We start from the raw sequence: 19,545 nt of genomic DNA on the forward strand, positions 1-19,545 counted from the left end.
ACGGCGCTGAACGCAGTCATCCGGTCAAGACGTCAAGACGTCAAGACACGGACGGCGGTCTCGCGGAGCGTGGACGCGTCATGCCGCGTGCGAGGGGTGAGGATGGAGGCATGTCCGATTCCTTCAGCACCACGGTCCTGACCCTCACCACAGGGACGAGCGAGAGCGTCACCGACCTGACCCGCGCCTGCGAGGAGTTCCTGACTCGCGTCGCCCCGGGCCGCGACGGCCTCCTCAACGTCTTCGTCCCCCACGCCACGGCCGGCGTCGCCATCCTGGAGACCGGCGCGGGAAGCGACGAGGACCTCCTCTCCGCCCTCCACCACCTGCTCCCCGCCGACGACCGCTGGCAACACCGCCACGGAAGCCCCGGTCACGGCCGGGACCACGTACTCCCCGCCCTGGTGCCGCCCCACGCCACCCTTCCGGTCATCGCCGGCCGGTTGGAACTGGGTACCTGGCAGTCGGTCTGCCTGGTGGATACGAACCGGGACAATCCGGAGCGCCGGGTCCGTCTGAGTTTTTTCGGCTGACCGAGATCGTTCAGGGGGGTGCGCCGCCGGTTTCCGGTAACGGTAGGGACGCAGCCCCGCACGGTCGGCATCCCCCGTCTCCACCTGGAGCTGTGGAAGAAGGGACCGCGTGCCGCCCTCGGCCGCGACCTCTCCGGGGGCGAGCGTCGAGGTCTGCCTGGCTGTCTGCCGGACCGGATCCACCCGCTCGGTGGCCGGTAGGAGGTGTCCTGCCGTCAGCCTTCCGTGCCGGTACGGGTCGCCTGGACCGCCTCCTCCGGTTCCCACCCGGTGCCTTGCTCGTACGCCTCCCGGAACGCGGCCGGGCCCAGGGCGGCTCGGGTCGCCGTCGTGATGCGGTCGACGTCGGTGCGTTCGGCGGGAGGCAGCGGGGCTCCGGCGCGTCGGCGGGCTGCCGCTGCCGCGCCCAGGAGGATGGCCGATCGGGTGGCGGTGGAGGTGTGGGCCGAGAGGACGGACGCGCCGGCGAGGCCTTCCAGGGAGAGGGCCAGGGCTCGGGGTTCGCCCAGGGTCCGGGCGATCTCCAGGCCGGCGAGATGGTGGGCCTCCGCCGCGTGTGCGTCGCCGCGTAGCTCGGCGACGAAGCCGAGTTCGGCCAGGAGGAGGTGGTCGCCCGCCTGGGAGGAGACGTCTGCGTAGCCGTCGCGGAGGTGCAGCAGGTGGGCCTCGGCCGCGTCGAGGTCACCCGAGCGGCGGGCGCCGAGGGCCAGGCCCATCACGGAGTGGATCTCGCCGTACTTGTAGCCCTGTTCGGCGGCGATGCGGCGCGCCTGTCCGTGGAGGTCGCGGGCGCGCTCGAAGTCACGGGCCAGCAGCGCCAGCCGGCCGAGGCCGGAGAGCCGCGCCGACACCTCCGCCTGCAGGCCCAACTCGCTTGCCATGACGAGCCCTTCGTGCTGGCGGCGCTCGGCGTCCTCGTAAGCTCCCTTGATCTCCGCGAGCGCGGCGAGCGGCGAGACCGTCTGCAACTCGCCCCACGGGTCGCCAAGTTCGCGGAAAATGCGCGCACTGCGGCTGCCGTCCCGGCAGAGGCCGGCGAGGTCGCCGCTGACCAGCGCCAGCGCGGCGCGCAGGCCCAGTGCGGCGGCGATGCCCCACGGGTCGTCGGCGGTGCTGAACAAGGTGAGTGCGCGAGTGTTCAGCTCGGCGCTGCCGGTCGCGTCACCCGCGCTGAACAGGCCGTACGCGCAGAGCCAGAGCGCGCGAGCCCGGCGCACGGGGTCGGGGACGGCCTCGGACGCGGAGGTGGTGGCGCGGCCGTCCGCCGTGTCGGCCGCAGCGGCTTCCGGGTCGCCGGTGAGGAGCGCGAACGCCGCGTGCAGGAGCACGAGTTCAGGTGAGCCGTCCGTCGCGGCCAGCACTGCGGCCAGGCTGCGGCGGGCCTCGTTCAGGCGGCCGCGCAGCAGCCACCACCAGGCCAGCGCGGTGGCCAGCCTGACCGCCTCGTCCGGCTCCGCGCCCGCCCTGCGGACTGCCTCGTCGAGCGCGGTACGGAGGTTGCCGGTCTCCGCGTCCAACCGGGCCAGCCAGGGCCGCTGCCCGGCGCCGCGCAGCTGCGGCTCGGCTTCTTCGGCCAGGATCCGGTAGTACACGAGATGGCGGTCCCCCACGGCGGCGAGGTCCTCCATCTCGTGGAGCCGCTCGGTCGCGTACGCGGCGACGGACTCCAGGAGCCGGTAGCGAGGGCCGGTCGGTCCGGGCGCCACGACCACCAGGGAGCGGTCGACCAGCCGCGTGATCAGGTCCGCCACCTCGTCCCGCGCAACGCCGTCCCCGGCGCAGACCGCTTCGGCGCCCGCCAGGTCGCAGCCGTCGCTGTGGACGGCGAGGCGGCGCAGGACGATGCGTTCGGGCGCGCTGAGCAGCTCCCAGCTCCAGTCGATCACCGCTCGCAACGTCTGGTGGCGGGCCGGCGCGCCGCGCTGCCCGAAGGTCAGGACCCGGAAGCGATCGTTGAGCCTCGCCGCCAACTCCCTTACTCCAAGGGCCCTTACACGGGTGGCGGCGAGCTCCAACGCGAGCGGGATGCCGTCCAGGCGGTGGCAGATCTCGGCCACGGCCCGGCGCTCGGGCTCCTCGGGCGCGTCCGGGGCGCGCGGGAAGCCGGGTGCGGATGCGGCTGCCCGTTCCATGAACAGCTCCACCGCGTCCGCCGGTTGCAGCGGTTCGACGAGGAACGTCGCCTCGCCCGCCAGGCCGAGTGGCTCCTGGCCGGTGGCGAGGACCCGCAGGCCCGGGGCGGTGAGCAGGAGGAGTTCGGTGAGTGCTGCGGCGGAGTCGACGACGTGCTCGCAGTTGTCCAGGACGAGCAGGGCGCGGCGGTTGCGCAGTGCGGCGGCGAGGCGGTGCGGGAGGGAGGGCGTGGAGGTGCCGGAGCCGGGGAGTGCGCGCGGTGCGTCGTCGCGGATGCCGAGTGTGGCGGCGACGACCTGGGCGAGGTCGGCGGGAGTGCCGGAGCGGATGCCGGAGAACTCCACCAGCCAGGTCCCGTCGGTCAGTTCGCCCGCCCGCGCGCCGTCCTGCTCGGCGGCGGCCGCCGCCACGGCGAGCCGCGTCTTGCCCACGCCGCCGGGGCCTGTGAGGGTCACCAGGCGTGTCGCGGAGAGGAGCTGGGCCAGGTCGGTGAGAGCTTCGCCCCGGCCTAGGAGGCGGGTCAGAGGGGTGGGGAGGTTCGAGTGGGGCGTTGTGGTGGTGAGCGTGAGCGTCGCTGTGCCCGTTGAGCCGTGCGCCGGAACCCGCAGGCCGTCCTCCCCTTCGTAAGCGCCCGCGCTCAGCCCCGGTTCCTGCCTCAGCATCGCTCTGTGCAACGTGGCCAGTTCGGGACTGGGGTCGACGCCCAGCTCCTCGGCCAGGCGCGTGCGCAGGGACTCGTACGACGCCAAAGCCTCGCTCTGGCGGCCCGTCGCGTACAGGGCCTTCATGCGCAGTGCGTGCAGGCGCTCCCGTAGCGGGTGCAGCGCGACGAGGCCGGCCAGCTCTCCGGCCAGGAGCGTGTGGTCGCCCGTCTCCAGGCGGGCATGGGCCTGGTCCTCCAGGACGGTGAGGCGCTGCTCCGCGAGGCGCTCGGCCGCCGGCTGTACGAAAGAGGCGTCGGCGAAGTCCGCGTACGCCGGGCCCCGCCACAGCTCCAGGGCCTCCGTCAGCAGCTTCGCCCGGACGCGCGGATCCCCGACGGGACGGGCCCGGGTCACCAGGGCCCGGAAGCGTACGGCGTCCGTCTCGTCGTCGGTGCCGTCGAACCGCAGCCGGTAACCCGGAGGCTGGCGCACCACGCGATCGCGGCCGATGGCCCTGCGCAGCTGCGAGACCTTGGCCTGGAGAGCGCCCGCCGGGTTGGCCGGGGGCGCGTCGGCCCACAGGTCGTGGATGAGCCGGTCGGCGGAGACCGGTCCTCCGTCGTTCGCGAGCAGATCCGCCAGCAGGGCCCGGACCTTTGCCTCCGGGACCCTCACCTCTCGCCCTTCGCCGTCCCACACCACCAGTGGCCCGAGTACCCCCAACCGCATGGGCGCCACCGTACAGGCCCGGGAAACCCGCGCCCCGGGCGCCGAGCACCGCCACTCCGGGCGCCGGCCGACCACGAAGGCCGCCCGAAGGTTTCCCGAAGGTTCTCCGAAGCGGCCGGGTGCAGGGTCGTACCGACCGGGGGAGCGGGAGGAGCGGCAGACCATGACCAAGTACGCGCGCCGGAAGGCTCTGGTCGTCGGTGAGTCCACCGGTATCGGCCCGGCCATCGCCGAGCGACTCGTGGAGGGCGGAGCGAGCGTCCTGCTGACCGCCCGCACCGAGGAGGAGCGCGCCCACGCGGTCGGTGAACTCGGCTCCGTCGCCCGTGTCGTCTCCCCGTCCTCGATCGTGGGCCTGCTCGAAGGGATCGACAGCCTCGGGGGATTCGACGGGCCAGAAGGGGAGACCGGTGTCGATCTGCTCTTCGCCGACGCCGTTCCTCCCACCCGACCGCTGCTGCCGCACCTCCGGGACGGCGGCGCCGTCGTGCTGACCCGCACCGACCCCGTGCCCCGGCGCCGTACCCCTGCCTCCGCTGGGACGTCTCGGCGCCGCCGAAGAGGTGGCCCGCGCCGCGCTTTTCCTGGCCGCGGAGGCGACGTTCACCACCGGTGCGCGGCTCCCCGTCGACGGTGGCCCAGGCCGCCCGTGAGCGGTCCCGGCACCCCCCGGGAGCGGTCCTGAGGCATCCGCAAGCGGTCCCAGCCATCCGCGAACGATCCCAGCAGCCCCCGAACCGTCCTCTGCCCCCACCATCACCCCTTCCCATCAGGAAACCTGGAGCACACCCCATGAGCACTGCACCCGACACGGCGGCCGCCTCCGCGGCGGAACCGGGGCCCCCGGGCGGCGGTGAGGAAGCGCGCAAGCTCCCGCTCTTCGCCCTGCTGGCCCTCGCCACCGCCGTCTTCATCACCAGTCTCACCGAGACCCTCCCCGCCGGTCTGCTGCCGTCGATCAGCCAGGACCTGCTGGTCAGCGAGTCCGCCACCGGGCAGACGGTCACGGTCTACGCGATCGGCACCGCTCTCACCGCGATCCCGCTCACCGCCACCACCGCTGGCTGGCAGCGTAAGAAGCTGCTGATCACGGCCATGGCCGGGTTTGCCGTCGCCAACACCGTGACCGCCATGTCGTCGGTCTACGAGCTGACGATGGTGGCGCGGTTCGTCGCCGGTGTGGCCGCCGGTCTCGCCTGGGCCCTGCTCGCCGGTTACGCCCGCCGCCTCGCTCCCGTACACCTCCAGGGCAGGGCGATGGCCATCGCCATGGCCGGTATCCCCGTCGCGCTCTCCCTCGGCGTGCCCGCCGGTACGTTCCTCGGCGAGTGGCTCGGCTGGCGCGCGGCGTTCCTGTCGATGACCGGGCTCACGGTCGCACTGCTGGTGTGGGTCTTCGCCGGTGTGCCGGACTTCCCCGGCCAGGCCCGCGGCGAGCGGCCGAAACTCCTGCGCACCCTGACCATCCCGGGCGTCTCGCCGGTCCTTTTCGTCACGCTGGTCTTCGTCCTGGCGCACACCATCCTGTACGCGTACATCGCCACGTACCTCAAGGACCTCGGCCTGGGCGAGCACACCGGCCTGATCCTGCTGGTGTTCGGCGCCGCCTCGCTGGCGAGCATCTGGATCGTCGGCGCGCAGATCAACCGCCGGCTGCGCGGTCTCACCGTCGCCGGCGCGCTGTTGGTCGCCGTCGCCTCACTGCTCCTGGCCGTCCTCTCCGACACCACCGTGCTCGTCTATGCGGCAGCGGTGCTGTGGGGACTGGGCTGGGGCGGTGTGCCGACGCTGCTGCAGACCGCCGTCGGTGACGCGGGCGGGGAGTCGGCGGATGCGGCGCAGGCCATGCTCGTCACGCTCTGGAACGTCGCGATGGCCGGCGGCGGCATCGTCGGCGGCATCCTGTTGGACACCCTCGGCAGCGAGTCCTTCCCGTGGACAGTCGTGCTGCTCCTGCTGCCGGTGATCGTGGTCGTGCTCCACGCCCGGAAGGCCGGGTTCCCTGCCCACCGGCCGTCCTCGGATGCGGAGGCGGCGGAGGAGACAGCGGCGGAGACCGAGGCCGAGGCCAAGACCCCCGCGAGCTGACAGCCCGACGCCCCGACCGCCGGAGGACACCCTCTCCGCCCTCCGGCGGTCGGCTCCCCGTCACCATCGTCCGGAACGGCGCGACGGCGTGGGAGGGCCCCTTGGACCATGGGGACGACGCGCTCCACCACCTGATCCAGGACAGGGCGGACCACCTGTTCACCTTCCCGGCGGTACCGCGGCCCGGGCTGGTCGACCATGTCCTGCTGGGCGCCGACGAGGCGAGCTTCCACGACGAGTTCCATATCGCCGACGGCGACCGGATCGCCATCGACGTGAAGAGTCACGGGGGCGCCTTCGAGAACCGGATGCGGTACGTCTCGCCGATCCCGTCCACCACTCCGGCACCCGCACCGGCACCGGAGGCCGCCGAGGATTCCGCGCTCGTCGCGACGGCATGAACAGTTCGTGAAGCAGGGCCGGTCGACCTGTGCACACGACACAGGTCGCAGGCACGCTCTGAAAGCCACTGCATGAACTCGCCGCACAGACAAATGGACTTCGTAGGAGGAGGCCCCACCGTGCCCGCCCCCGCCAAGAAGCAGGTGCATCTCGCAGCGCAGCTGCCCGGCATCCACAATGTGACCGTCTGGTCGGACCCCCGTTCCGAGAGCCAGATATCCATCGACTCCTTCATCCGGCTCGCGCAGACCGTCGAACGCGGCAAGTTCGACTTCTTCTTCCTTGCCGAAGGGCTGCGGCTGCGCGAGCACAAGGGGCAGGTCTACGACCTGGACATCGCGGGCCGGCCGGAGAACCTGACGGTGCTCAGCGCCCTGGCCGCCGTCACCACGCATCTGGGCCTGGCCGCTACGGTGAACGCGACCTTCAACGAGCCGTACGAGGTCGCGCGCCGGTTCGCCACCCTGGACCGGCTCAGCGGCGGGCGGGCCGCCTGGAACGTGGTGACCAGCTACGACGCGTTCACCGGTGAGAACTTCCGCCGAGGCGACTTCCTCCCGGAGGCCGACCGCTACACCCGGGCCGCTGAATTCCTGACCACAGCGCGGGAGTTGTGGGACAGCTGGTCGGTCGGCGATCTCAAGGCCGACGCGGCCTCGGGCGAGTTCATCGCCGCCGACGCCGGCCGCTTCGCCCACCGGGGCCGGCACTTCGACATCTACGGCCGGTTCACCACTCCGCCGGGACCGCAGGGCCATCCAGTGATCATCCAGTCCGGCGAGTCCGACGCGGGCCGGGAGTTCGCCGCGTCCGACGCCGAGGTCATCTTCAGCAAGCACAACCGGCTCGACACGGCCCGGGAGTTCTACCGGGACGTGAAGCGGCGCCTGGCGACGTACGGCCGGAGCCCCGACGATCTGCTGATCCTTCCCACGGCCAACGCCGTCGTCGCGGACACCGACGAGGAGGCGGCGGCCTACGCGGAGGAGATCAGCCGCGAGCTGGTCAGCCCGCAGACCGCGATCGCCCACCTGGAGGCGGTCTGGGGACGCGACCTCTCCGCGTACGACCCGGACGGGCCGCTGCCCGGCATCGAGCCCGAGGACGACGCCCACTTCCTGAAGGGCCACTCCGTCTTCCGCAAGGGCCGGGCGGAGACCGCCCGGCAGTGGCGCGAGCTCGCGGAGGAGCGGAACCTCTCCATCCGGGAGCTGGTCATCGAGGTCGGCGGCCGCCGGACCTTCGTCGGCAGCCCGCAGACGGTCGCGAACGCCATCGATGACTACGTGCAGAGCGACGGCGCCGACGGCTTCGTGCTCGTCCCGCACCTCACGCCGGGCGGCCTGGACGACTTCGTGGACCGGGTGGTGCCGATTCTCCAGGAGAAAGGCGTCCACCGCGACGACTACACCGGCACCACGCTCCGGGACCACCTCGGCCTGGCCACCGCACCCCGCCCGACCGGCTGGGGCGGCCCCGGCCGGCCCCTGCGCACCGGGCACGACGAGAAGGAGACCACCGCATGACCGGCACGACGAGTGACACATCGGGCGCCGCGCACGGTACGACCGGTGCCACCGACCCGACCGGCACCCCGGCCACCGCCTCCGACCCCACCGCCCTCCTCCACCTCGCCGTCGCGCTCGACGGTGTCGGCTGGCATCCGGCGGCCTGGCGCGAGGAAGGCGCCCGGCCCGGCGAACTGCTCGACGCCGCTTACTGGGCCGACCTGGTCACCGAGGCCGAGCGCGGGCTGCTCGACTTCGTCACCTTCGAGGACGCCCTCGGCCTCCAGTCCGCCGCCTTCCACCTGCCCGACGACCGCACTGACCAGGTCAGAGGAAGCATCGACGCGGTGTTGCTCGCCGCATACCTGGCCCCGCTCACCCAGCACATCGGCTTGGTCCCGACCACCAACGTCACCCACACCGAACCGTTCCACCTCGCCATCGGCATCGCCACGCTCGACCACGCGAGCCGAGGCCGGGCCGGCTGGCGCCCGCAGATCGCGTCCCGGGCCGCCGACGCCGCACACTTCGGGCGCCGCACCGCACCCCAGCTCACCGAGCGCGACGTGGGCGACTCCGATTCGATCTCCGAACCGCTGCGCGCGCTCTTCGTGGAGGGCGCGGAAGTGGTACAGGCAGCACGGTGGCTCTGGGACAGCTGGGAGGACGGAGCGGAGATACGGGACGCGACGACGGGCCGCTTCCTCGACCGTGACAAGGTTCACCACATCGACTTCCGGGGCACGAACTTCAGCGTGAAGGGCCCGTCCATCACCCCGCGCACCCCCCAGGGGCAACCGCCGGTGGTGAGTCTGGCGCACGCCACCACACCGTACGAGTTCGCCGCCCTCAGCTCCGACGTCGTCGCCATCACGCCGCACGACCGGGCGGGCACGGCGGCGATCCTCGCTCAAGTGGCCGAGGCGGTGGAACGCACCGGCCGGGACGTGAGCGAGCGGCCCCTGCGCACGTTCGCGGACCTCATCGTCCTCCTCGACGACGAACCGGGCGTCGCCGCCCGGCGCAAGGCCCGCCTGGACGAGGTGGCCGGTGCCGAACTCGTCTCGGACGCCGAGGTCTTCACCGGCACCCCCGCCGAACTGGCCGACCTCCTCATCGACCGGTACTCCACCGGTCTGGACGGCTTCCGCCTCCGCCCGGCCACGCTGCCGCACGACCTCATGGTGATCACCCGCGGCCTGGTCCCCGAACTCCAGCGGCGCGGAGTGTTCCGTACGGAGTACGCGTCCACCACCTTGCGCGGCCACCTCGGCCTGGCCCGCCCCGCCAGCCGCTACGCGAAGTCGGGTTGACACGCGGCACCCGAGTTCGGGGCCCGGCCGCCCACCAGGGGCAGTCCGGAGCGCCGGGTGCGACTGGGTTTCCTCGGCTGACCCGGCGTGGCGGGGGACCGGTCACCGGGGCTCGTCGCCGGGGGGCCGGGGCACGTGGATGGCCAGGACGGCGGTGTCGTCGTCCACGCCGGCGCCGAAGGTGTCGAGCAGGTCGCGGACCGCGCCGATGGTGTCCGACGCGGTGGTGGGGGCCAGGGAGCGTGCGAAGTCGAGGAAGGCGTCGTCGCCGTAGCGCTCTGTGCCGCCGGTGGTGGCGTGGGTGTGGGCCTCGGTGAGACCGTCGGTGTGCAGGAGCAGGGTGTCGCCGGGGGCGAGGCGGATCTCGGTGGTGACGATCTCCGGGTCGGGCAGGACGCCGATGAGCTGACCGCCGGGGGTGGGCAGGAAGTCGGCGGTCCCGTCGGCGCGCATCAACAGGGCCGGAGGGTGGCCGCCGCTGGCCAGGACGACGTGGAAACCGCCCCCGGCCCCGTCGGGGGTGAGCAGGCCGAAGACGACGGTGCAGAAGCGGGGGTCGGCCCCCTGGTACTCGTGGTTGAGGACCGTGTTGAGGTTGCCGAGGACGGCGGCCGGGTCGGGGTCGTAGACGGCGGCGGCGCGCAGGGTGTAGCGGGCCAGGGAGGTGACGACCGCGGCGGCGGCGCCCTTGCCGCACACGTCGCCGAGGAACAGCCCCCAGGTGCCGGCGGTCAGGGGGAAGAGGTCGTAGAAGTCTCCGCCGACCTCGTCGGCCGAGGCGACGTGGTAGTGCGCGGAGACGTCCAGCCCCGGAACGTTCGCCAGCACCGGCGGCAGCAGGGTCTTCTGGAGAGTGGTGGTCAGGGTCCGGAGCCGGGCGTGTTCCCGGTCGGCTTCCTGGCGGGCGCGCAGCAGCTCGGTCTCGTAGGCGCGTCGGTCGCGGGCGTCGAAGACGGTGGTGCGGATCAGCAGGGGCCGTCCGTCGTCGCCCGTCTTCACCGTCGAGGTGACCAGGACCGGCATGCGGGCGCCGTGGGCGGTCCTCAGCTCCAGGGCGATGCCGTTGACCTCGCCCTGCATGCGCAGCAGAGGAGCGAAGTGGGTCTCGTGGTAGAGCCGCCCGCCGACGGTGAGGAGGTCGGAGAAGTGCTCATGGCCCACCAGGTCCTCGCGCCGGCGGCCGAGCCAGTTCAGCAGGGTGGTGTTGATCTTGACGATCCTGCCGTCCAGCAGGGTGGAGAGGTAGCCGCAGGGCGCGTTCTCGTACAGGTCCTCGACGCTGTCCTCGAGCAGGGCGGAGAACTGCGCCCGTTCGTGCGCCGGCTCCGCCTCCCGCTCCCGGGGGCCTTCTCCCGCCTCCCCGGCCCCGCACATCACCGGAGGGCTCCCGCGAAGGCGGCGATGGCCGCGGCGGTCTCCTCGGGAGCGGCGAGCTGGGGGCAGTGTCCGGTGGCGTTCAGCGTGATCAGCCTGCTACCCGCGATCCGCGCGTGGACGAAGGCGCCCACCTCCGGCGGGGCGATCGCGTCCTGGGAGCACTGGGCGACCAGCGTGGGCACCTCCACAGCGGAGAGGTCGGAGCGGTTGTCGGACAGGAAGGTCACCCGGGCGAAGACCCGCGCGATCTCCGGGTCGGTGCGGCAGAAACTGTCGGTCAGCTCCTCGCCCAGCTCCGGCCGGTCCGGATTGCCCATGATCACCGGGGCCATCGCGCCCGACCAGCCCAGGTAGTTCGCTTCCAGCGATTCCAGCAGCTCCTCGATGTCTCCGGCGCTGAACCCGCCCCGGTAGCCGGTTCCGGGATCGTCGACGAAACACGGCGAGGGCGCCAGCAGCACGAGTCCGGCGAACGCGTCCGGCTCCCGTGCGGCGGCCAGCACCCCCATCATCGCGCTCACCGAATGCCCCACGAAGGTCACCGGCCCGAGGTCCAGCTCCCGGCACAGCTCCAGCACGTCGTCGACGTAACCGTCCAGCGAGCCGTAGCGCTCCGCGCTCCACGCCGACAGGTCGGATCTCCCCGCCCCCACGTGGTCGAAGCGGACCACCGTGAAGTCGCGCTCCAGCACCGGCGCCACCAGACGCCACAGGTTCTGGTCGCAGCCGAACCCGTGCGCCAGCATCACCACCGGAGCACCGGCCGCCCCGGTCACCCTCACCTGGTTCCTGCGCCGTACATCCATACCACCATCCTCCCAGACGACCCCGGAGGCGTCCGGAGCGTTCCCGGGTCACGCGACCGGGCCCGCCCGGATGGCGGGCGAGGCCGGGCCCCGGTCCTCGCCCGGCCGCTCCACCGGTTCCCGGCCCGGCACGCCGCCCGGCTGCCGTCCTGGCGACGGCCGCCCCCGGGGACGTGGCGAGCGGGACCGCCCGCGCCGGGACGGCTCGATCGGCGTGTTCCCCGCGCAGGTGCGCTCGTACCCGTCGAGGGGCGTGGGCCCCGCCGGCGCCGGTAGCGTGACCGGCTGCCGCATGGAGGGACCATGCGTCCGGCCGGTCCGTTCGAAGGGGCCCGGTGGCGAGTGAGGGGACCGTGTGATGAGCGAACCGGCGAAGCCCGAGGTCGAAGTTCCGGAAGGGGCCGCGCCCGACGCGTTGACGGTGCGGGACCTCGTGGTCGGGGAGGGGCCCGAGGCGCGGCCGGGCACAGTCGTCCAGGTGCACTACGTCGGCGTCACGTTCGCGTCCGGGAGGGAGTTCGACTCCTCCTGGGAACGGGGCCGGCCGTTCAAGTTCGCGGTGGGCGGCGGCAAGGTCGTCAAGGGCTGGGACCGGGGTGTGCGGGGGATGCGGGTCGGCGGCCGGCGCGAGATCATCGTTCCGCCGCGACTCGGCTACGGCAGGCAGTCGCCCACCGCGTCGATCCCGCCGGACTCGACGCTGGTCTTCGTCGTGGACCTGCTCACCGTCGTCGGCCCGCCCACGCGGCCCCGGCCCGGCGCGACCGGCCCCGTCTGACGCCTCCGGGCCGGCCCCGGCCGTCCTCCTCCGCCCGACGCGTCAGCCCCGCCCCGCCCCGGGCCCGGCTCCGGACCGACGCCCTAGCGGCGCGGCGCGGGCACTCCTGCGGACCGGGTGTTTCACGGAGCGCGTCGGGGGAACCCGGCTCTCCCGTTCGCGAACATCGGCGAGGAAGGAGCGGGACCGTGCGCGCATTGACGTATCAGGGAAAGCGGGACGTCCGGGTGGAGACGGTCCCGGATCCGCGGATCCAGGACCCGACGGACATCATCGTCCGGGTCACGTCCACCGGGATCTGCGGGTCCGACCTCCACCTCTACGAGGTGCTGGGACCGTTCCTCGACCCGGGCGACATCCTGGGGCACGAGCCCATGGGGGTGGTGGAGGAGGTCGGGCCCGAGGTGACCGCCCTCGCCCCGGGGGACCGGGTCGTGGTCCCCTTCAACGTGTCCTGCGGCCGCTGCTACATGTGCGAGCAGGGGCTGCACTCCCAGTGCGAGACCACCCAGGTGCGGGAGTACGGCACCGGCGCGGCCCTGTTCGGGTACACCAAGCTGTACGGGCAGGTGCCCGGCGGGCAGGCCGAGTACCTGCGGGTGCCCTTCGGCAACGACCTGCCCATCAAGGTGCCGCACGGTCCGGCCGACGACCGGTTCGTCTACCTCTCGGACGTCCTGCCCACCGCGTGGCAGGCCGTGGAGTACGCGGCCGTCCCGCCCGGCGGCAGCGTCACCGTCCTCGGCCTCGGCCCGATCGGCGCCATGGCCGCCCGGATCGCCCTCCACCGGGGCGCGGGCCTCGTCATCGGCGTGGATCTCGTCCCCGACCGCCTCGACCGGGTGAGCGCCTACGGCGCCACCTGTCTCGACCTGCGCCGCCACGGCAAGAACCTCGGGGACGCCGTCCGCGACCTCACCGACGGGCGCGGTACGGACGCGGTGATCGACGCCGTCGGCATGGAGGCCCATGGCGCGCCGCTGGCCAAGGCCGCGCACACGGCGGTCGGCCTGCTGCCCGACGCGGTCGGCCGGCGCCTCATGGAGACGGCCGGGATCGACCGGCTCACCGCCCTGCACACGGCGATCGACCTGGTGCGCAGGGGAGGGACGATCTCCCTCTCCGGGGTGTACGGCGGAGCCGCCGACCCGATGCCGCTGCTGACCATGTTCGACAAGCAGATCCAGTTCCGCATGGGGCAGGCCAACGTCAGGCGCTGGGTCGACGACCTGCTGCCGCTGCTGGTCGACGGGGACCCGCTGGGCGTGGACTCCTTCGCCACCCACCACCTGCCGCTGGAGGAGGGGCCGAAGGCGTACGAGACGTTCCAGAAGAAGGCCGACGGCATGATCAAGACCCTCCTCATCCCCTGACGCCCGCGGTGACCGGCAGCCCCGGTACCCGGCGCCTCCGGCAGCCCGACAACCCGACAGCCGGACAGCCCGGCTCCGCGGGGCGGCGCACCCCGCCGCCCCGCCGCCTCGGGAGCCGATTCCACGACGTGAGAAAGGACGGCCCATGGCCGGCAGCGAACAGCCGCAGGACCCGAACCAGCTCCACCCCCGTCCCGACTTCCCCCAGCAGGACCAGGAACATCCCGGCTGGACCGGGCCCATGGACCCGCCGCCCGACCACGGCGAGGAGTCCTACCGCGGCTCCGGCCTGCTCGACGGCCGGAAGGCCCTGATCACCGGCGGCGACTCCGGTATCGGTCGCGCGGTCGCCCTGGCCTACGCCCGCGAAGGGGCGGACGTCGTGCTGACCCACCTCCCCGAGGAGGAGAAGGAGGCCCGGGAGACCGTCCGCCTGGTCGAAGAGGCCGGACGCCGGGGCGTCCCCGTCGTCTGCGACATCCGGGACGAGAAACAGTGCCGCTCACTCGTGGAGCGCACCGTGTCCGAGTTCGGGCGGATCGACGTCCTGGTCAACAACGCGGCCTACCAGATGTCCCAGCCCGACGGGATCTCCGCGATCTCCACCGAGCAGTTCGACCGGGTGGTGCGCACCAACCTGTACGGCATGTTCTGGCTGTGCAAGAACGCCCTGCCGCACATCCCGGCCGGCGGCTCGATCATCAACACCACGTCGGTGCAGGCGTACAAGCCGAGCCCCCACCTGCTGGACTACGCGATGACGAAGGGGGCGATCGTCACCTTCACCCAGGGGCTGGCCCAGATGCTGGCCTCCGACGGCATCCGCGTCAACGCCGTCGCCCCCGGCCCCGTCTGGACGCCGCTCATCCCCGCGACCCTGCCCGACACCGCCGAGTTCGGGAAGCAGAGCCCGCTGGGCCGGCCCGCCCAGCCCGCGGAGATGGCGCCCGCCTACGTCTTCCTCGCCTCCGCGAACGCCTCCTTCATCACCGGCGAGATCATGAACGCCACCGGCGGCACCCCCATCCCCTGACAGCGGTGGCGCCGCCGCCCCCTGGCAGCGGCGGTCCGCGGTCCCCGCCCCGGTACGGCTGAACCGCGCCGGCCCCGTCCGGGGGGCGTCGCCTCCCCGCGCCCGCCCGCGCCCCCTCGGGGGCCGGCCAGGCCCTGCCGGATGTGAGCGGTCTTTCCGCCCCCACCAGTAAGGAGTCCTCCTCCGCCATGCGCGCTCTCGCCCTCGTCTGCACCCTGAACGCCTCTCCCGCCCCTTCCAGCAGCCAGCGCCTCGCCGAGCAGGTCATGGCCCGGTTCGCCCACCACGACGTACCGGGCGAGATCGTCCGGGTCGCCGATCACGACGTCCGTCCGGGGATCGGCGTGGACATGGGTGACGGAGACGCCTGGCCGGCCATCCGGGAGAAGGTCCTGGCCGCCGACATCCTCCTCATCGCCACCCCCATCTGGCTCGGCCACCCCTCCAGCGTCTGCCAGCGGGTCCTGGAGCGCCTGAACGCCGAGTCCTCCGAGACCGACGACCAGGGCAGGCCGCACACGTACGGCAAGGTCGCCGCGGTGGCCGTCGTCGGCAACGAGGACGGGGCGCACAAGGTGAGCGCCGACGTCTTCCAGGGCCTCAACGACGTGGGCTTCTCCCTGGCCCCCGGAGCCGTCGCGTACTGGGTCGGCGAAGCCATGCAGGGCACCGACTACCAGGACCTGGACGAGACCCCCGAGGCCGTCGCCTCGACCACCGCGGCGCTCGCGGCCAACGCCGTCCACCTCGCCCGCCTGCTCGCCGGCGACTCCTACCCGGCGCCCTGAGGGCGGTCGACGGCGCGGCGTTACTCCTCCCCCCGCATCGGGAAGCCGGACTGTATGGATCACTCCACCGCCCCCGTACTCGACGCTCTCCTGGCCTACCAGGACCAGGACCACCTGCCCTTCACCCCGCCCGGCCACAAACAGGGCCGCGGAGCCGACCCGAGAGTGCGGGCCGTCCTGGGGGACGCCCTGTTCCGTGCGGACATGCTGGCCGTGTCCGGTCTGGACGACCGGACCACCTCCCGGAAGGTCCTGGAGCGGGCGGAGCGCCTCATGGCCGACGCCGTGGGCGCCGAGCACACCTTCTTCTCCACCTGCGGCAGCTCCCTCTCGGTCAAGGCCGCCATGCTGGCCGTCGCGGGACCGCACGAGAAGCTGCTGGTCAGCCGGGACGCGCACAAATCGGTGGTCTCGGGCCTGATCCTCGCGGGCATCCGCCCCGTCTGGGTCGAGCCCCAGTGGGACGCCCGGCTGCATCTGGCCCACCCGCCGACGCCGGACGCCTTCCGCGCGGCCTTCGAGGCGCATCCCGACGCGCGCGGCGCGTTGCTGACCAGCCCCACCCCCTACGGGACCTGCGCCGACATCAACGCCGTCGCGGAGCTGTGCCACGCGCGCGGCGTGCCGCTGATCGTGGACGAGGCGTGGGGCGCGCACCTGCCCTTCCACCCCGAGCTGCCCACCTGGGCCATGGACGCCGGCGCCGACGTGTGCGTGACGTCGGTGCACAAGATGGGGTCCGGGCTCGAACAGGGGTCGGTCTTCCACCTGCAGGGCGACCTCATCACCCCCGCCACCCTCGCTTCCCGCGCCGATCTGCTGGACACCACCAGCCCCTCGGTCCTGGTCTACGCGGCCATGGACGGCTGGCGCCGCCAGATGGTGGAGCACGGCCACAGGCTCATGGAGGAGTCCCTGGCGCGGGCCCGCCGCGTACGGGCGGCCGTGCAGGCCGTCGAGGGGCTGCACGTCAACGGGCGCGAGGACTTCTGCTCGGCCGGACTCGCCTTCGACATGGACCCGTTGCAGATCTTCATCGACCTGGGCGAGGTGAAGTTCAGCGGCTACGACGCCGCCGACTGGCTGCGCCGGAACCACCGGATCAACCTGCACACCTCCGACCACCGGCGCATCAACGCCCAGCTCACCCACGCCGACGACGAAAGCACCACGGGCCGGCTCCTCGACGGCCTGCGCGACCTGGTGGCCCACGCCGACGACCTGCCGCCGGCCCCCGAGATCCGTGTCCCGGACCCGCGCGACCTCCGCCTCGAACAGGTGACGCTTCCCCGGGACGCGTTCTTCGGCGAGGTCGAACAGGTGCCCGCGGACGAGGCGGTCGGCCGGGTCTGCGCGGAGACGCTGACCCCGTACCCGCCCGGCATCCCCGCCGCCCTCCCCGGCGAGCTGCTCGACCAGGCGGTGGTGGACTACCTGCGCACCGGCGTCGAGGCGGGCATGTTCGTCCCCGACGCCGCCGACGGCACGGTCGCCACCATCCGCGTCTCCGTGCACGACGTGGGCGCCGACTGAGCCCGGCCCCGCACGGCCTCGGACCGGCGGGGCGGCACGGAACCCCGGCACGGCGGCGGGGCCGGTGCGAAGGTGCACCGGCCCCGCCGTTCGATCCGTGCCGGCCTCGGGCGGGTCGTCCGCGGCCGGACGTGGTCAGGCCAGGTCGAAGCGGTCCAGGTCCATGACCTTGGCCCAGGCGGCGACGAAGTCCGTCACGAACTTCTGCCGGGCGTCGTCGCTCGCGTACACCTCGGCGAGGGCGCGCAGCTCGGAGTTGGATCCGAAGACCAGGTCGGCGCGGGTACCGGTCCACTTGACCCGGCCGGACGCGTCGCGGGCCTCGAACTCGTCCTGCGCCGAGGACGTCGACTTCCAGGTGGTGCCCAGATCGAGCAGGTTCACGAAGAAGTCGTTGGTCAGCGTGCCCGGCCGGTCGGTGAGGACGCCGTGCTGGGAGCCGCCGGTGTTGGCGCCCAGCACCCGCAGGCCGCCGACCAGGACGGTGGTCTCCGGAGCGCTCAGCGTCAACAGGTTGGCCCGGTCCAGGAGCAGGTACTCGGCGGGCAGGCGGGCGGCCTTGCCGACGTAGTTGCGGAAGCCGTCGTACGCCGGCTCCAGAGCGGCGAACGACTCGATGTCCGTCTGCTCCTGGGTGGCGTCCACCCGGCCCGGCGTGAACGGCACCTCCACCTCGACCCCGGCGTCCGCGGCCGCCTGCTCGACGGCCGCGTTGCCCGCGAGGACGATCAGGTCGGCCAGCGAGACCTGCTTGCCGCCCTTGGCGTTGAAGGACTCCTGCACGCCCTCCAGCACGCGCAGGACGCGGGCCAGCTCGTCCGGGTCGTTCGCCTCCCAGCCGCGCTGCGGCTCCAGCCGGACCCGCGCGCCGTTGGCGCCGCCGCGCTTGTCGCTGCCGCGGAAGGAGGACGCCGAGGCCCAGGCGGCCGAGACGAGCTGTCCCACCGACAGGTCCGTGGCGAGCACCTGCTCCTTGAGCGCGGCGGCGTCCGCGGCGTCCAGCAGCTCACCCGTGCGCTCGGGCAGGGGGTCCTGCCACAGCAGCACCTCGGAGGGCACTTCGGGGCCCAGGTAGCGCTGGACCGGGCCCATGTCACGGTGCGTCAGCTTGAACCAGGCGCGGGCGAAGGCGTCCGCGAACTCCTCCGGGTTCTCGTGGAAGCGGCGCGAGATCTGCTCGTACGCCGGGTCGAAGCGCAGCGCCAGGTCGGTCGTGAGCATCTGCGGCCTGTGCTTCTTCGACGGGTCGTGCGCGTCCGGGATGGTCGCCTCCGCGTCCTTGGCAACCCACTGCTTCGCCCCGGCGGGGGACGTGGTCAGCTCGTACTCGTAGGCGAAGAGGTTGTGGAAGAACTCGTTGCCCCACTGCGTCGGCGTGCTGGTCCAGGTCACCTCCAGGCCGCTGGTGATGGCGTCGCCGCCCTTGCCCGACCTGTACGAGCTGCGCCAGCCCAGGCCCTGCTCCTCCAGCGGGGCGCCCTCGGGGTCGGCGCCGACGTTCTCCGCCGGACCCGCCCCGTGCGTCTTGCCGAAGGTGTGGCCACCGGCGATGAGCGCGACGGTCTCCTCGTCGTTCATCGCCATCCGGCGGAAGGTCTCGCGGATGTCGCGGGCTGCCGCGACCGGGTCCGGATTCCCGTTGGGGCCCTCGGGGTTGACGTAGATCAGGCCCATCTGGACCGCGCCGAGCGGGCTCTCCAGCTCACGGTCGCCGGTGTAGCGCTCGTCGTCGAGCCAGGTCGTCTCCGGACCCCAGTAGACGTCCTCCTCCGACTCCCAGACATCCTCGCGGCCGCCGGCGAAGCCGAAGGTCTTCAGCCCCATGGTCTCCAGGGCGACGTTGCCGGTGAGGATCAGCAGGTCGGCCCAGGACAGCGCCTGGCCGTACTTCTTCTTGACCGGCCACAGCAGCCGCCGGGCCTTGTCGAGGTTGCCGTTGTCCGGCCAGCTGTTCAGCGGGGCGAAACGCTGCTGGCCGGCGCCCGCGCCACCGCGGCCGTCGCTGATGCGGTACGTGCCGGCGCTGTGCCAGGCCATCCGGACCATCAGCGGTCCGTAGTTGCCGAAGTCGGCCGGCCACCAGTCCTGCGACTTGGTGAGCACCTCGGCGATGTCGCGCTTGACGGCGGGCAGGTCGAGGGCCTGGAAAGCGGCCGCGTAGTCGAAGTCCTCGCCCAGCGGGTTGGCCACGGCGGGGTTCTTGGCGAGGATCTTCAGGTTGAGGCGGTCCGGCCACCACTGGCGGTTCCCGCCGCCCTGCGTGGGGTGCGGCGCGCGGCCGTGGGCCACGGGGCAGCCGCTCGCCTGCGCCTCGGGCACCTCGGGAACAGCCGTCTCGGGCGAATCCGGGGTGACGGGGTCGTAGACGTGCGACTCGTGGTTCTCGGTCATGGGAAATCCTTCCGGACCCGGCGGCGGGTCGTGGGGCGCTGAACGGGGAGAAGGATTCGGGCCGTGCAGAAGGGGCACGCTGTGATCCAGGACGTCGCCGCGGCCGGACCGAACGC

15 protein-coding genes are annotated in these 19,545 nt (G+C 72.8%); 11 read left to right on the plus strand and 4 right to left on the minus strand.

Translation table 11 applies throughout. From position 1 onward, the window contains the following. Positions 1 to 110 precede the first annotated feature (110 nt). On the plus strand, positions 111 to 533 hold the full coding sequence (locus AMK24_RS21575; protein WP_073770465.1) for a secondary thiamine-phosphate synthase enzyme YjbQ: 423 nt from the start codon (positions 111 to 113) through the stop codon (positions 531 to 533). 215 nt (positions 534 to 748) lie between these two features. Here the strand turns inward: AMK24_RS21575 and AMK24_RS21580 are convergent, their stop codons facing one another. Continuing rightward, a complete protein-coding gene (locus AMK24_RS21580) occupies positions 749 to 4,039 on the minus strand; it encodes a BTAD domain-containing putative transcriptional regulator (RefSeq protein WP_073770466.1) in 3,291 nt (1,096 codons plus the stop codon). 163 nt (positions 4,040 to 4,202) lie between these two features. On the opposite strand from AMK24_RS21580, the gene AMK24_RS35450 reads away from it, so the two are divergent. The 5 genes from AMK24_RS35450 to AMK24_RS21605 all read left to right on the plus strand — a co-directional run bounded on the left by AMK24_RS35450 (position 4,203) and on the right by AMK24_RS21605 (position 9,350). Next, positions 4,203 to 4,724 carry an SDR family NAD(P)-dependent oxidoreductase gene (locus AMK24_RS35450; RefSeq protein WP_443333913.1) on the plus strand — a complete coding sequence of 174 codons (522 nt, stop codon included), beginning with the start codon at positions 4,203 to 4,205 and terminating at the stop codon, positions 4,722 to 4,724. Between the two features lie 107 nt (positions 4,725 to 4,831). Next, a complete protein-coding gene (locus AMK24_RS21590; RefSeq protein WP_073770467.1) occupies positions 4,832 to 6,127 on the plus strand; it encodes an MFS transporter in 1,296 nt (431 codons plus the stop codon). 101 nt (positions 6,128 to 6,228) lie between these two features. Further along, a complete protein-coding gene (locus tag AMK24_RS21595) occupies positions 6,229 to 6,528 on the plus strand; it encodes a hypothetical protein (protein ID WP_242435217.1) in 300 nt (99 codons plus the stop codon). A gap of 120 nt (positions 6,529 to 6,648) precedes the next feature. After that, positions 6,649 to 8,055: an NtaA/DmoA family FMN-dependent monooxygenase gene (locus AMK24_RS21600; protein WP_073770468.1), complete on the plus strand. Its 1,407-nt coding sequence runs from the start codon at positions 6,649 to 6,651 to the stop codon at positions 8,053 to 8,055. Then, positions 8,052 to 9,350: an LLM class flavin-dependent oxidoreductase gene (locus tag AMK24_RS21605; RefSeq protein WP_073770469.1), complete on the plus strand. Its 1,299-nt coding sequence runs from the start codon at positions 8,052 to 8,054 to the stop codon at positions 9,348 to 9,350. Before AMK24_RS21600 ends, AMK24_RS21605 begins: the two co-directional genes overlap by 4 nt. A gap of 102 nt (positions 9,351 to 9,452) precedes the next feature. Here the strand turns inward: AMK24_RS21605 and AMK24_RS21610 are convergent, their stop codons facing one another. Next, positions 9,453 to 10,724 (minus strand): PP2C family protein-serine/threonine phosphatase, encoded by a 1,272-nt coding sequence (locus AMK24_RS21610; protein WP_073770470.1) that lies wholly within the window; start codon positions 10,722 to 10,724, stop codon positions 9,453 to 9,455. Beyond that, positions 10,724 to 11,533: an alpha/beta fold hydrolase gene (locus tag AMK24_RS21615; protein ID WP_073770471.1), complete on the minus strand. Its 810-nt coding sequence runs from the start codon at positions 11,531 to 11,533 to the stop codon at positions 10,724 to 10,726. Before AMK24_RS21615 ends, AMK24_RS21610 begins: the two co-directional genes overlap by 1 nt. Positions 11,534 to 11,891: 358 nt before the next feature. Here AMK24_RS21615 and AMK24_RS21620 point away from each other — a divergent pair, with 358 nt between their 5' ends. The 5 genes from AMK24_RS21620 (at position 11,892) to AMK24_RS21640 (ending at position 17,038) form a co-directional block, all read left to right on the plus strand. Next, entirely contained in the window at positions 11,892 to 12,311 is a 420-nt protein-coding gene (locus AMK24_RS21620; RefSeq protein WP_073770472.1) for an FKBP-type peptidyl-prolyl cis-trans isomerase, read from the plus strand. Positions 12,312 to 12,499: 188 nt separating this feature from the next. Then, positions 12,500 to 13,684, plus strand: coding sequence for a zinc-dependent alcohol dehydrogenase (locus AMK24_RS21625; protein ID WP_073770473.1), 1,185 nt, complete (start codon positions 12,500 to 12,502; stop codon positions 13,682 to 13,684). 145 nt (positions 13,685 to 13,829) lie between these two features. Beyond that, a complete protein-coding gene (locus AMK24_RS21630; RefSeq protein ID WP_073770474.1) occupies positions 13,830 to 14,717 on the plus strand; it encodes an SDR family oxidoreductase in 888 nt (295 codons plus the stop codon). A gap of 188 nt (positions 14,718 to 14,905) precedes the next feature. Beyond that, positions 14,906 to 15,505 carry a flavodoxin family protein gene (locus AMK24_RS21635; protein ID WP_073770475.1) on the plus strand — a complete coding sequence of 200 codons (600 nt, stop codon included), beginning with the start codon at positions 14,906 to 14,908 and terminating at the stop codon, positions 15,503 to 15,505. 54 nt (positions 15,506 to 15,559) lie between these two features. Further along, positions 15,560 to 17,038 (plus strand): aminotransferase class I/II-fold pyridoxal phosphate-dependent enzyme, encoded by a 1,479-nt coding sequence (locus AMK24_RS21640; protein WP_073770476.1) that lies wholly within the window; start codon positions 15,560 to 15,562, stop codon positions 17,036 to 17,038. Positions 17,039 to 17,173: 135 nt separating this feature from the next. On the opposite strand, the gene katG is transcribed toward AMK24_RS21640, so the two are convergent. Further along, entirely contained in the window at positions 17,174 to 19,429 is a 2,256-nt protein-coding gene (gene katG, locus AMK24_RS21645; RefSeq protein WP_073770477.1) for a catalase/peroxidase HPI, read from the minus strand. Positions 19,430 to 19,545 lie beyond the last annotated feature (116 nt).

It is taken from the genome of Streptomyces sp. CB02366 (genome assembly GCF_001905905.1).
Lineage (GTDB): Bacteria > Actinomycetota > Actinomycetes > Streptomycetales > Streptomycetaceae > Streptomyces.

Bases quoted from the DNA above. Each gene is read 5' to 3' on its own strand.
- AMK24_RS21575 (WP_073770465.1), top strand. From the start codon at position 111: ATGTCCGATTCCTTCAGCACCACGGTCCTGACCCTCACCACAGGGACG.
- AMK24_RS21580 (WP_073770466.1), bottom strand. From the start codon at position 4,039: ATGCGGTTGGGGGTACTCGGGCCACTGGTGGTGTGGGACGGCGAAGGG.
- AMK24_RS35450 (WP_443333913.1), top strand. From the start codon at position 4,203: ATGACCAAGTACGCGCGCCGGAAGGCTCTGGTCGTCGGTGAGTCCACC.
- AMK24_RS21590 (WP_073770467.1), top strand. From the start codon at position 4,832: ATGAGCACTGCACCCGACACGGCGGCCGCCTCCGCGGCGGAACCGGGG.
- AMK24_RS21605 (WP_073770469.1), top strand. From the start codon at position 8,052: ATGACCGGCACGACGAGTGACACATCGGGCGCCGCGCACGGTACGACC.
- AMK24_RS21610 (WP_073770470.1), bottom strand. From the start codon at position 10,724: ATGTGCGGGGCCGGGGAGGCGGGAGAAGGCCCCCGGGAGCGGGAGGCG.
- AMK24_RS21615 (WP_073770471.1), bottom strand. From the start codon at position 11,533: ATGGATGTACGGCGCAGGAACCAGGTGAGGGTGACCGGGGCGGCCGGT.
- AMK24_RS21620 (WP_073770472.1), top strand. From the start codon at position 11,892: ATGAGCGAACCGGCGAAGCCCGAGGTCGAAGTTCCGGAAGGGGCCGCG.
- AMK24_RS21630 (WP_073770474.1), top strand. From the start codon at position 13,830: ATGGCCGGCAGCGAACAGCCGCAGGACCCGAACCAGCTCCACCCCCGT.
- AMK24_RS21635 (WP_073770475.1), top strand. From the start codon at position 14,906: ATGCGCGCTCTCGCCCTCGTCTGCACCCTGAACGCCTCTCCCGCCCCT.
- AMK24_RS21640 (WP_073770476.1), top strand. From the start codon at position 15,560: ATGGATCACTCCACCGCCCCCGTACTCGACGCTCTCCTGGCCTACCAG.
- katG (WP_073770477.1), bottom strand. From the start codon at position 19,429: ATGACCGAGAACCACGAGTCGCACGTCTACGACCCCGTCACCCCGGAT.